The organism is Paenibacillus sp. J23TS9, from assembly GCF_018403225.1.
Taxonomy (GTDB): Bacteria; Bacillota; Bacilli; order Paenibacillales; family Paenibacillaceae; genus Paenibacillus_AQ.
The window spans coordinates 41,388-53,912 of sequence record NZ_BOSG01000007.1 but is presented as its reverse complement, the minus strand read 5'-3'; the positions used below and the strand labels follow the sequence as shown (position 1 = coordinate 53,912).

12 protein-coding genes and 1 riboswitch are annotated in these 12,525 nt (G+C 50.3%); of the genes, 9 read left to right on the top strand and 3 right to left on the bottom strand.

The window, feature by feature from the left end:
- Nucleotides 1–21: 21 nt before the first annotated feature.
- Nucleotides 22–963: a thioredoxin-disulfide reductase gene (trxB, locus tag KJS65_RS27710; protein ID WP_213653054.1), complete on the top strand. Its 942-nt coding sequence runs from the start codon at nt 22–24 to the stop codon at nt 961–963.
- A gap of 45 nt (nt 964–1,008) precedes the next feature.
- A complete protein-coding gene (locus KJS65_RS27705; protein WP_213653053.1) occupies nt 1,009–1,245 on the top strand; it encodes a glutaredoxin family protein in 237 nt (78 codons plus the stop codon).
- A gap of 144 nt (nt 1,246–1,389) precedes the next feature.
- Here the strand turns inward: KJS65_RS27705 and KJS65_RS27700 are convergent, their stop codons facing one another.
- Nucleotides 1,390–1,593 (bottom strand): hypothetical protein, encoded by a 204-nt coding sequence (locus tag KJS65_RS27700; protein ID WP_374706227.1) that lies wholly within the window; start codon nt 1,591–1,593, stop codon nt 1,390–1,392.
- Nucleotides 1,594–1,801: 208 nt separating this feature from the next.
- On the opposite strand from KJS65_RS27700, the gene KJS65_RS27695 reads away from it, so the two are divergent.
- Both KJS65_RS27695 and KJS65_RS27690 read left to right on the top strand, forming a co-directional pair.
- On the top strand, nt 1,802–2,437 hold the full coding sequence (locus KJS65_RS27695) for a bifunctional 4-hydroxy-2-oxoglutarate aldolase/2-dehydro-3-deoxy-phosphogluconate aldolase (protein WP_213653051.1): 636 nt from the start codon (nt 1,802–1,804) through the stop codon (nt 2,435–2,437).
- 125 nt (nt 2,438–2,562) lie between these two features.
- Nucleotides 2,563–3,705 carry a transglutaminase domain-containing protein gene (locus KJS65_RS27690; protein WP_213653050.1) on the top strand — a complete coding sequence of 381 codons (1,143 nt, stop codon included), beginning with the start codon at nt 2,563–2,565 and terminating at the stop codon, nt 3,703–3,705.
- 63 nt (nt 3,706–3,768) lie between these two features.
- On the opposite strand, the gene KJS65_RS27685 is transcribed toward KJS65_RS27690, so the two are convergent.
- Nucleotides 3,769–5,232, bottom strand: coding sequence for an amino acid permease (locus KJS65_RS27685; RefSeq protein WP_213653049.1), 1,464 nt, complete (start codon nt 5,230–5,232; stop codon nt 3,769–3,771).
- A gap of 135 nt (nt 5,233–5,367) precedes the next feature.
- Nucleotides 5,368–5,567: riboswitch (Lysine riboswitch) on the bottom strand.
- Nucleotides 5,568–5,675: 108 nt separating this feature from the next.
- Entirely contained in the window at nt 5,676–6,812 is a 1,137-nt protein-coding gene (locus tag KJS65_RS27680) for a virulence factor (RefSeq protein ID WP_213653048.1), read from the bottom strand.
- Between the two features lie 314 nt (nt 6,813–7,126).
- Here KJS65_RS27680 and KJS65_RS27675 point away from each other — a divergent pair, with 314 nt between their 5' ends.
- From KJS65_RS27675 to KJS65_RS27660, 5 genes are all read left to right on the top strand, one after another.
- Nucleotides 7,127–8,470 carry a cytochrome ubiquinol oxidase subunit I gene (locus tag KJS65_RS27675; protein WP_213653047.1) on the top strand — a complete coding sequence of 448 codons (1,344 nt, stop codon included), beginning with the start codon at nt 7,127–7,129 and terminating at the stop codon, nt 8,468–8,470.
- Complete coding sequence (locus tag KJS65_RS27670) at nt 8,471–9,502, top strand: cytochrome d ubiquinol oxidase subunit II (protein ID WP_213653046.1); 1,032 nt, start codon at nt 8,471–8,473, stop codon at nt 9,500–9,502.
- A gap of 6 nt (nt 9,503–9,508) precedes the next feature.
- The gene (locus KJS65_RS30345) at nt 9,509–9,613 is read left to right on the top strand and encodes a cytochrome bd oxidase small subunit CydS (RefSeq protein WP_411832642.1); all 105 of its coding nucleotides are present in this window, start codon (nt 9,509–9,511) and stop codon (nt 9,611–9,613) included.
- Between the two features lie 107 nt (nt 9,614–9,720).
- Nucleotides 9,721–10,704 (top strand): MBL fold metallo-hydrolase, encoded by a 984-nt coding sequence (locus tag KJS65_RS27665; RefSeq protein WP_213653045.1) that lies wholly within the window; start codon nt 9,721–9,723, stop codon nt 10,702–10,704.
- A gap of 125 nt (nt 10,705–10,829) precedes the next feature.
- The gene (locus tag KJS65_RS27660) at nt 10,830–12,455 is read left to right on the top strand and encodes an ABC-F family ATP-binding cassette domain-containing protein (RefSeq protein ID WP_136608997.1); all 1,626 of its coding nucleotides are present in this window, start codon (nt 10,830–10,832) and stop codon (nt 12,453–12,455) included.
- Nucleotides 12,456–12,525 lie beyond the last annotated feature (70 nt).

Here is a 12,525-nt window from a genome sequence, read left to right as displayed (position 1 = left end):
GGGAGCTTGGAGGGAAATCTTATGTATAAATCCGTAATTATCGGTACAGGACCTGCAGGCTTGACTGCAGCCATCTATCTGGCACGCGCCAATCTGAACCCGCTCATCATCGAGGGGCCACAGCCTGGGGGGCAGCTTACGACCACAACTGAAGTGGAGAATTTCCCGGGTTTTCCTGAAGGCATTATGGGACCCGAATTGATGGATAATATGCGCAAGCAGGCTGAACGCTTTGGCGCCGAATTCCGTACAGGCTGGGTGAACAGCGTAGAACTGAACGGCCGTCCATTCAAGCTTGATGTGGAAGGTATGGGTCAGCTAGAGACTGAAACCTTGATTATTTCAACAGGTGCTACAGCTAAATATCTTGGCATTCCGGGCGAGCAGGATAATGTGGGTCGCGGAGTCAGCACTTGTGCAACCTGCGATGGATTCTTCTTCCGCGGCAAAGAAATTGTGGTTGTTGGCGGCGGCGATTCGGCGCTTGAGGAAGCAAGCTTCCTGACCCGTTTTGCATCAAAGGTGACATTGGTTCACCGCCGTACCGAGCTGCGCGGCTCGAAAATCATGCAGGACCGTGTACGCAGCAATGAGAAGGTCGAGTGGGCACTAAACCGTACACCGATTGAGGTTATCGCTGATGACCGTGGTGTAAAAGGATTGAAGGTGCTGAATAACGAGACTGGCGAAGAGGAATTGATGGAAGCGAGCGGCGTATTCGTTGCGATCGGCCACCATCCGAACACAGGCTTCCTGGGCAGACAAATTACAACGGATGCGAATGGATATATCACGGTACAGCCAGGAACTTCGGAAACCAATATTCCAGGCGTCTTCGCTTGCGGTGACGTACAGGATACCCGTTACAGACAAGCGATTACAGCAGCAGGCAGCGGATGTATGGCAGCGATGGACTGTGAAAAGTATATCGAAAGCCTGGAGCATCACGCAGCTGTTCTTTAATGACTTGAATGATTCAGCAAATGAACAACGAGGTGAAATAAACACATGGAAAAAGTGATCGTATATACAAGCACCAACTGTCCACACTGCAAGCAGGTTAAAGGTTATCTGGCAGAAAAGGGCGTAGAGTACGAAGAGCGCAATATCGAGCAAAGCGATGAATTCGCGCAGCAGGTGTGGGATATGGGGATGCGTGCTGTTCCTGTGACCGTCATTGGCGAGCACCGCATTCTTGGGATGAACAAGCTGCAGTTCGAGAAGCATCTGAACGAACAGGTTTAAGAGATTCCGGGTTTCTTGCTTCGAAATGGTAGAATGATCATAGAATCCGGGCTCTGACCCGGCTGTAAAGAAAAGGCAGTGTCCGCGGACACTGCCTTTTTTTCGTTAGCTCATCTATGAGAAGCCAGCCAACCGGAAGGCTAATCAAAAAAACAATTTCATGATTACCTGGAATACCAGATAAGCGGCTACACCGGAGATGATCAGCAGCAGCCCTGCCTTTTTCTTGCCCTGAAAAAAACGAAGAATCGCTAAGCTGAAGAGAGGGGCAATGACAATCAGAAACAAAAGCACAGTAATGAACATTTCTGCCGATATATTGGAAGTATCCACGTAAGTCACGGACATTCGCTCCATTTCACTAGGTATGGATATGACTAAAATCACAAGCAATATATCTATTATACCGAAATGCATAAGAAATTTCCGTATAAAAAACTGAAAAAATGTTGCGATTTTACGTCCAAGTGATCCGGGTTTTTCGCTGGCTGTGGAAGGGAAACGGATGCGCACTTGCGAATTATTGTAATAGATAGACAGATAGGGGGCTTAAGATATGAAACTGACAAATGAACTGATGTCATCCAGGCTGGTCGCCATCGTGAGAGGAATTAAGCGGGAAGAGGCCCGAGCAGCAGGGGCCGGACTCGCAGCTGGCGGAGTCAAGCTGATGGAAGTGACGATGAATACAGCGGGTGCACTGGATATTATGCAGGATTGGCGCTCGGCATACGATGGACAGGCCTATGTTGGAGCCGGTACGGTGCTCAATGTAAATATGGCAAAAGAAGCGGTCTCAGCAGGCGCACAGTTTTTAATCTCTCCGAATGTGGATATGAATGTGATCAGCTTTGCATTGGAGCAGGGAATTGATATATGGCCCGGTGCGATGACTCCAACCGAAATCGCGGCTGCATTTTATGCCGGAGCTGAGGTCGTCAAGCTCTTCCCGATGGCCAGTCTCGGTCTAGGATATTTACGGGAAATACGGGGACCGCTGAACCATATTCCTCTGATTGCAACCGGCGGCGTCACGCTTCAAAATATAGCTGATTATTTTGAGGCGGGTGCCAGTGCAGTCGGAATCGGCAGCTCGCTATTACCTAAGGATGCTTTGGCCAAGGGGAATACGGAAGAGATTGCCTTGTGCGCCGCGCGCTTTGTACAAGCAGCAGTCCGGACGAACCCTTAAGGTTGAATTTACGTAATAAGTCATATATGTCTCAAGATAGGAATAGAGTCATTTCGAAGGGCTAATAAGCGGCTGCGTGGTTTTCGAACAAACATTGCCTATATGTAGAGAAGGGAGGGTACTGTATGAGATGGAAACGCAGATCGGTGGCCAAGGTAGTGCTGACCGGTACGCTCATCGCAGCGGTGTTACCCCCTAGTATTGATTGGGAAATGGTGTATGCTTCCACGACATCCAGCGCAAATGTGGTCCGGTCCGATCAGGAGCTTCAGAAAACATTGCTAAGTGCGATGAACCAGCGTTTGAGCCAGGTCCAGTTTGTGTATCAAGGGAAGACCAATCAGCTGAAGGGGCAGCTGAAGGATGCTTTGGAACAGGCGCTTGAAAGCGACCCTTACATGAACTACACGATTGAGAGCTATGGCTATTCTTACAGCGGAAGCACGAAATCGGCAAATGTGAGTGTGCAGCTGAGTTACCGGGAAACGGCAGCCCAGACGGCGTATGTCTCCCGGCGTGTCCAGAGCATTCTGGGCAGCATTATCAAGCCGGGAATGAATGACCATGAGAAAGTCAAAGTGATTCACGACTGGATTGTTCTCAACTTGAAATATGACGAGACACTGCGGAAATATACGGCTTATGATGGTCTGAGCTCCGGAAGTACGGTATGCCAAGGCTATTCCCTTTTAGCCTATAAAATGCTGAAGGACGCTGGAATAACAAACCGGATTGTGGAAGGGACCGCCGCCCCGCGGGATACGGGAATCAGCCAGCTTCATGCGTGGAATCTCGTACTGCTCGATGGGAAGTGGTACCACCTCGATACGACCTGGGACGACCCGGCTCCGGACAAAGCGGGGGAGATTGGAACGGGCTATTACCTTCGCACGGATGGGCAGATGAAAAAGGATCACAGCTGGACGAAAAGCTACCCAGCAGCGAATACGCTCTACAGAAACACACTGACGAAATTAATCAGCCAAAAGGACAGCCATCAAGGCTTTTACAAGAAGCTGGAGCATGCGCTCGAATATCAGCTGTATGAGCCCTCTGAGATTGTAAGTTCAAGCTCCCAATTGAGAACCAAGGTGCGTGGGGTCATTAAGGAGAAAGGACATTCCTTATTATTCCGGTATCATGGAAGCCATGAGGATTTGATGGATGATCTGCAGGATCTGTACCGGCTGGGCGTTAACTCCATTTCGTATGTGGAAAGCGAGCTTGATGAGACAAATGATCTTAGAGTGTATGTCACCTGGAAATAGAATAAATAAAAGGTCCCTTCACGAACTGCGTATGGCAGCGGGAAGGGACCTTTTTTATCGGAATCAGCGATTTGGCCGTTCATTCGTGTTCAGATCACATTGCTTCAAGGGGATCAGCTTGCTGCCTTTAATCCACTTATAGGCTAGCCAGATGACGATAAAGAGCGGAACGCTGACGTAGGACACCAGAATCCCGTACCAGTCGATACTCGAACCCGTGAAGGCACCGGTATTTTGGCCGGCAATAGCAATGATACATAAAATAAAGGCAAGTATCGGGCCGAGAGGGAACCATTTCGCCCGGTACGGCAGTTCATCGAGTGAATGACCCTGAGCGATAAAAGCGCGCCGAAACCGGTAATGGCAGATCGCAATGCCTAGCCAGTTGATAAAGCCGCACATCCCGGAGGCGTTCAGCAGCCAATTATACACAACACCGTCTCCGAACAGGGAGGCGAGGAAGGCAAGCATGCCGACCAGTGTCGTCATGATCAAAGCATTGATCGGAACACCGCGGCTGTTCAGTTTGCCAAGAAGCTTGGGCGCAAGTCCATCCTTAGCCATCGCATAAAGCACGCGGGTGGAGGAATACATACCGGAGTTACCGGCGGAAAGAACAGAACTCAAGATGACGGCGTTCATGACGGAAGCGGCAAAGGCAAGACCCGCCTTTTCAAATACCAGCGTAAAGGGACTGACACCAATGTTGTTCAGGTCTGATTTGAGCAAATTCGGATTGGTGTAAGGAATCAGAAATCCAATGACCACAATTGCAAAAATGTAGAAAATCAGGATCCGCCAGAAAACCTGACGGATGGCGCGCGGCACATTCTTTCGCGGATTTTCACTTTCTCCTGCAGCGACACCGATCAGCTCGGTACCCTGGAAGGAGAAGCCTGCAGCCATGAATACGCCAATGATGGCAAAGAAGCCCCCATGGAATGGGCTGCCGCCCAGATTAAAGTTGCTGAATCCGACGGGCTTGCCGCCCAGAATGCCAAAGATCATCATGACGCCGAGAACCAGAAAGATGATAACCGTGACGATTTTGATAATAGCGAACCAGTATTCCGATTCTCCATAACCTTTGGCGGAGAGAACATTCAAGGCAAACATTAACGCCAGGAACAAGAAGCTCCACAAGAGAGAGGGAGAATCCGGCAGCCAGTATTTAATAATAACTGTGGCGGCAGCCAGCTCGGCTGCAATCGTTACTGCCCAGTTGTACCAGAAGTTCCAGCCGACAGCAAAGCCAAAGGCCGGGCTGACAAAACGGCTGCCGTATGTGCTGAAGGAACCGGAGTCCGGCATGTAGGTTGCCATTTCTCCGAGACTGGTCATAAGAAAATATACCATGAGTCCAATGGCGGCATAAGCCAGAATGGCACCGCCGGGACCCGAGGAGGATATCGCGCTCCCGCTGGCAAGAAAAAGCCCGGTACCGATGGAGCCCCCGAGGGCAATCATCGTCATATGACGGGCTTTCAGGCTCTGTCGCAGCGAGGTCGCAGGTGTTTTGTTACTCATAAAAAATAAACTTCCCTTCTGAATGATTTCAAATATTTGCATATCATGGAAGGGGATTACCAGCAAAAAGGCCCGCAGGTATGGAGTACCTACGGGCCTTATATGTTAACCTCTGGCTTCCGCATCCGTGCATCCATGAAAGATAGCTCACCACGGCCGGCAGGCATACAATGCCATGGGCCGCGACAGTTCTGTTCCTTTCGGATACAGCCCCAGCATGCGGATCTTAAGGGCTGATACGCACACTTCGGCGAAAGCGCACTTCGCTGCAAGTCATCGGCGGCTCTTACGCCTCCTTGCAGCTACTCATCGCTTTCGCAACCTCTACCTCACCTTTGCAGGATGAGGTTATCTTCGGTATTTAATTCGTTTCTATATAGTAAAGCAATGTAAAACACCTGACAATAGATAATTATGGTAATAACATCACCGGGATGCAGGGATTAGGGCTGGTTGCGCTTGGCCATTTGCTGCCATACGGTACCGGCAGCCTGTTCACCGGACTCGATCCGTTCCAATGCCATCCGCGCCTGCAGACTGACCTCGAACTCTGGATCATTGACGGCATCCTCCAGAGCGTCTCTGGCTTCTTCGGTACCGACTTCATAGAGGAACCGTGCTGCGCGCCAGCGGACAATTTTGCTGCTGTCTTTCAGCAGCGCCTGCATCGCTGGTGTAGCCGCCGGATCACCGATATCCGAAAGTGTATCCCCGGCTGTACGGCGTACCGTTGGAGAGCTGTCCTTGAGCGCCTCGTACAGCTGCTCCATCGCTTCCGGTGTACGGAGATCGCCGAGATATACAACGGCCAGACGGCGTGTCTGCATTTTCTCATCATGAAGTGCCTTGCTGATGACTGGAAGATGTTCCTCGGCAGGGGTCATGTTATCCATTGCGGCATAACGCACACGCCAGTCCGCGCTGTTCATCGCTTCTTCGAGTTCTTCCAGGCTCAGCTCGCGGCGTTCTTCCTCGAATTCCTCGCTGCTTGCTCCATGGGCAATGGCCTGGGAGATAACCTGCTTCAGGCGTTCTTCCGGAAAGGCTGCTTCGAGCTCCTGCTCAACTTCCTTGGCGATTTCCTGAAGCTCGCCGTAGCGAACGCCATAATCCTTCAGCTTGCGCTCCTTGATCATGGTTGCTGCCGCTACTTCCATAACCGCTTCCGTGAAGCGCTGGGATAGCGCCATCCGTTCCTCCAGCGTTCCGGATTTCACCCGGATCTGCATCGGAATGCCGCGGAAGAACTGCACCAGCACCTCCGCTTCACCGAAATGTTCTCCAGCGCCTTCTTCATCCTCAAGCAATGCATTTTGCATCCCTTCTTGACCAAAGCGCTCCTGTACCTCGCCCAGAATAACCGACCAGTCGGCATTGCCTTTACGCTCAAGAGCGACGAAGTCCAGCGTGTGGAATACACTTTTCACGCCTTCGATATGCAGCATTTCCCGGATCCAGGAAGGAGCGGACCGCTCATTGTCGAGGGTATATGTTTTCCGGATCCCAGCATCCAGGCTTTCATCGAGATGCAGCTTCATGGAATTGGGACTCGGCGTTGGTTCTATGAATTTAATTTTCATGAAAAAACCTCCTTCATCATTACTCTTGTTCTTTATTTTACCTCATTATAGTGTACCTTACTTTGTTTCCAAACGAAAAGCTCTTTGGATATGAAAGGTTTTTTTTAGCCAAACTGTTAAAAGTGCGCCACTGCTGCAAAAAAATGCTGGAGGCCGGGAGGTTCCCTTGATGTTCAAAAAGCAGGAGCGGGTTCTGATAGTGATCTGTCTCATCGTTGCCGCGGTCTGCCTTTACGGCGCAATCAAAGGCTTTAGCCGTTATATGGACTATTTTGGATAAAGTGCCCGAAAATGCTGAAGGAGCTGATGATCACATGTCTTCGCTTGATCCCGTGCTGCTGAGCCGGATTTTGACCGGTCTTACTTTGTTTGTACATATAATTTTTGCATCGCTGGGCGTTGGCATTCCGGTCATGATTGCGCTGGCGGAGTGGAGAGGCATTCGCACCAATGATCCGCATTATACGCTGCTGGCGCGCCGCTGGGCCCGGGGGTTCGTCATCACGGTAGCGGTAGGCGTCGTGACAGGCACCTCGATCGGGCTTCAGCTCAGCTTGCTGTGGCCAACCTTTATGCGCGTAGCGGGACAAGCCATCGCGCTGCCTTTATTTTTGGAGACCTTTGCCTTTTTTATTGAAGCCATTTTTCTTGGCATTTATCTATATACCTGGGACCGGTTCAAAAATAAGCACACACATCTGCTGCTTTTGATCCCGGTAGCACTTGGCTCTTCGGCATCCGCGATGTTTATCACAACCGTGAATTCCTTTATGAATGCACCGCAGGGCTTTACGCTGTCGGAAGGCATCCTGACGGATATTAACCCGATCGCGGCCATGCTGAATACAGCGGCACCGACCAAGGTGTCCCATGTGCTCGTATCATCCTACACACTATGTGCGGGCGTGCTTGGAGGCCTTGCGGCCTACAGCATTTTGCGCGGACAAAAGCATGTATATTTCAAAAAGGCGCTGAAGCTGACGGTGGTCTCCACTTTTGTATTTGCCGTGGCAACGGCTGTGATCGGTGACTTTTCAGGTAAATATCTGGCCAAGTACCAGCCGGAGAAGCTGGCCGCAGGAGAGTGGCATTTTGAAACACAACCTTATGCGACACTGGTGTATGGCGGCGTGCTGGACGAGAACAACGAGGTGCGGTATGGGCTGAAAATCCCTTATGCGCTCAGTATTCTCGCCGGAAACGCACCGAACACGGAAGTGATCGGTCTGAATGAATTTCCCGAGGATGAGCGGCCACCGCTTTCGATCCATTATTATTTTGACACGATGGTTACGCTCGGTGCACTGCTGGTGGTGATTCCGCTTCTGTATATGCTCCGCAAATGGCTGCCCGGCAAGAAAGCTTATCCGAAATGGCTCTTGATCGGAATCATGGCGCTTGGGCCGCTGTCTTTTACGGCGATTGAGGTGGGCTGGATGTACGCGGAGATCGGGCGCCAGCCTTGGATTATGCGCGGTTATATGAAGGTGGCGGAGGCAGCGACAACGGCAGATTATGTGGGCTGGATGCTGGTGCTGTTCATTATTTTGTATCTGGTAGTATGCTTTTCCTGTGTTAAGGTGCTGAGCAAGCTTTTCCGCAATAAAGACGCGATGGAAGAGATGAGAGCGCTCGGAATGGAAGGAGGAGAACCTTAAATGAGCTACGAAATCGTGGGCATCACCGTATTGTGGATTTTTTTGTTCGGGTATATTATCGTGGCTTCAATTGACTTCGGCTCGGGATTTTTCAGCTTCTACAGCGTCGTACTCGGGCATGAGAACAAGGTGCACAACATCATTCAGCGCTATCTATCACCGGTATGGGAGGTCACGAACGTCTTTCTGGTATTCTTTTATATCGGACTGATCGGGTTTTTTCCGGATGTGGCATATTACTATGGTACGGCTCTCCTTGTTCCCGGAAGTCTTGTGATTGTTCTGGTGGCTGTCCGTGGGGTGTACTATGCCTTCAATACCTATGGCAGCAGCAAGGAGAATAACAAAGTCTATATGGCTCTATATGGAGCAACGGGTATTTTGATTCCGGCGGCTTTGTCGACGATCCTGGCGATTTCCGAAGGTGGTATCATTTCGGTCCGGGAAGGTAAGGTGGTGATCAGTTGGACTGATTTTTTCACGAATCCGTATACCTGGTCCGTTATTCTGTTGGCGCTTGTCAGCGTGCTGTACATATCCGCCATGTTTCTCAGCTTTTATGCGAAGAAAAGCGGGGATGAGGAAGCCTTTGAAATTTTACGCAGATATGCTCTCGCCTGGAGCGGCCCCACGATTGCAGCCTCGCTGCTGGCCTTTTTTGAGATCAACCGGCAAAATCCGGAGCATTTTCAAGGCATGCTGAATCATGCGTGGATGTTTGTGGCATCGTTCCTCTGCTTCCTGATCGCTATGTATCTGATATGGAGCAAAAAGCATCTGGGTTGGTCTTTTATCCTGGTTATGCTGCAGTTTGCGTTCGCCTGGTTCGGCTACGGCAGTTCCCATCTGCCTTATGTTTTGTACAAGCAGATCAACATTTACGAGAATTTCACGAATGATACGATGGCGATCGCGCTGATTACCGCTTTTGTCCTCGGGCTAATTGTGCTTGTCCCTTCGCTGATTTTGATCCTGCGGCTCTTTCTGTTTGATGCCAAATACGTCCGCGGAAGCTCCGCCAAGAAAGGATGACGGATCATGGAGGATTTCTCCATATTTGTAGCGCCGATGGGGATTGTGGTTGTATCGATCCTGTTTCTCGCCATCTACATTGTAAAATACAAAGATCCCAGAGATGACTAGCCAGTGGTGTATTGCTTGAGAGGCGGTGTTCATTCTTCAGCTGGTACACCGGGTTTCATTCAGGGTAAAATGGAACTAATGGATTGTATGAGAAGGAGGGGGAGCTCTTGCCCAAAATTCGCTATGATAATATGGACAATGTCAGTACGGATCACACGCTGAAACAGTTTAAGCAGTGGCGCCAGGAACGTAAACAGAAGAAAAAGGATTATTCCTACCAGGTACCTAACATGCCTCCCGAGCTCGATTATCTGCATGCGAACCGGCTGGATACGTCCATTACATGGATCGGACATTCGACGTTTTTTATTCAATATGAAGGCTTAAACATACTGACGGACCCGGTCTGGGCTAAACGGATGGGGTTTGAGCGCAGGCTGGGAGAACCGGGAATTGAAATAAGCGATGTACCGCCCATTGATGTTATTCTGATATCGCATTCCCATTATGATCATATGCATATGGCATCGATTCGTCAGTTGTACCGCGCGGAGACAACTCTTATCGTCCCGGTTGGGCTGCGAAAAAAAATGATCCGCAAGGGTTTCCACAACTGTCACGAGCTCAAGTGGTGGGATCATATGGTTATCCGGGATGTGAAAATATCCTTCGTGCCCACGCAGCACTGGACGCGGCGGACGCCGTTTGATACGAATACCTCGCACTGGGGCGGGTATATTCTTGAACCGAATCATACCGTGCAGCATGTCTCCGAAGGAGAACAAGAACCGGCGCTCCTGCTGCCGCCGAATCTTTATTTTGCGGGAGACAGCGGGTATTTTAACGGCTTTAAGGATATCGGAAACCGCTATCGCATTCATGTCGCGTTGATGCCCATCGGGGCATATGAACCGGAATGGTTCATGACATCGCAGCATGTGAACCCTGAAGAAGCGCTGCAGGCCTTTCTGGATGTGAAGGCGGAAACCATGATTCCGATGCACTATGGCACATTTCGTCTGGCAGATGATACCGCTCAGGAAGCGCTGGATCGGATGGAGGCGGAGCGGAAACGGATTGGGCTGGACAAGGAACGAATCAAGGTGATGCATTATGGGGAAACCCTGAGGATTCACCCCGAGCGCCGCTAGCTGGATGTGCAGGAATTACTTTTTACGTCCTACCGAAGTCCTTCCTTCTTGGAATGGGCTTCGATAGGACGTTTATTTATGCTATAATGTGCTGAAGCCTAATGTGAAAGGGATGGTAATGCTTAATGATCAGTACAAGCGGCGTGACGCTCCGTTACGGAAAGCGCGCACTTTTTGAAGATGTAAATATAAAGTTTACACCGGGCAACTGCTACGGTCTGATCGGTGCCAACGGCGCCGGTAAATCGACATTTCTGAAGATTCTCTCCGGTGAAATCGAAGCCAATATGGGCGAAGTTCACATGACACCGGGCGAACGGATGGCGGTGCTGAAGCAGAACCATTTTGAATATGATGAATATCCGGTTCTGGAAACGGTTATTATGGGCCACAGTCGTCTGTATGACATCATGAAGGAAAAGGATGCTTTGTATGCCAAAGCGGACTTTACGGAAGCTGATGGACTTCGTGCCGGCGAGCTTGAAGGTGAATTTGCCGAGCTGAACGGCTGGGATGCGGAGCCGGACGCTGCTGCACTCCTGATTGGTCTGGGCATCTCGCGTGAACTGCATGATAAGAAAATGGTAGAGCTGAGCGGCAACGAGAAGGTCCGCGTGCTCCTGGCACAAGCCTTGTTCGGCCGTCCGAACAACCTGCTGCTTGACGAACCTACCAACCACTTGGATCTGGAATCGATTCAATGGCTGGAAAACTTCTTGATGGATTATGAAGGCACCGTTATTGTTGTATCCCATGACCGTCACTTCCTGAACAAGGTATGTACGCATATTGCGGATATCGACTTCGGCAAAATCCAGATGTACGTCGGCAACTATGACTTCTGGTATGAGTCCAGTAAGCTGGCTCTTGAACTTCAGCGGGACGCCAACAAGAAGAAAGAAGAGAAGATCAAGGAACTGCAGGCATTTATCCAGCGCTTCTCAGCCAATGCTTCCAAATCAAAGCAGGCTACTTCGCGTAAGAAGCAGCTCGATAAAATTACCCTGGATGATCTTCGTCCTTCGAACCGTAAATATCCGTTTCTTCACTTCAAACCAGAGCGTGAAGCTGGTAAGCAGCTGCTGACAGTGGACCGCCTGAGCAAATCGCTTGAAGGCGAAAAGGTACTGGATGAGCTAAGCTTCGTGGTGAACAAAGGTGATAAGATTGCCTTGGTTGGACCTAATGGTTTGCCGAAATCCACCTTGTTTGAAGTATTGATGGGTCGTACGGAAGCGGAAGCTGGTGAATACGCATGGGGCGTAACGACGACTCAGGCATATTTCCCGAAAGACAACTCCGAATATTTCGATGGGGTAGATCTGAACCTGGTCGAGTGGCTGCGTCAGTATTCCAAGGATCAGGATGAAACCTTCCTGCGCGGATTCCTGGGTCGCATGCTCTTCTCCGGGGAAGAAGCCCTGAAGAAAGCCAGTGTTCTCTCCGGGGGAGAGAAAGTGCGCTGCATGCTTGCCAAGATGATGCTGAATGGCGCTAACGTGCTGCTGCTTGACGAGCCGACGAACCATTTGGATCTGGAGTCGATTACGGCACTGAATAACGGATTGATCGACTTTGATGGAACGATTTTGTTCACATCGCATGACCATCAGTTCATTCAGACGATTGCCAACCGGATCATCGAGATTACGCCGACAGGCATCATTGATAAATCGATGACCTATGACGAGTATCTTGAGAGTGATGAGGTCAAAGGCCTGCGTGAAAAAATGTATCCGAACGGCCTGTAAGCCGTGACGCTAATTGAAAAAGCTGCTTTCCCGAAGAGGGAGAGCAGCTTTTTTGTGGCCTAAGGACCAT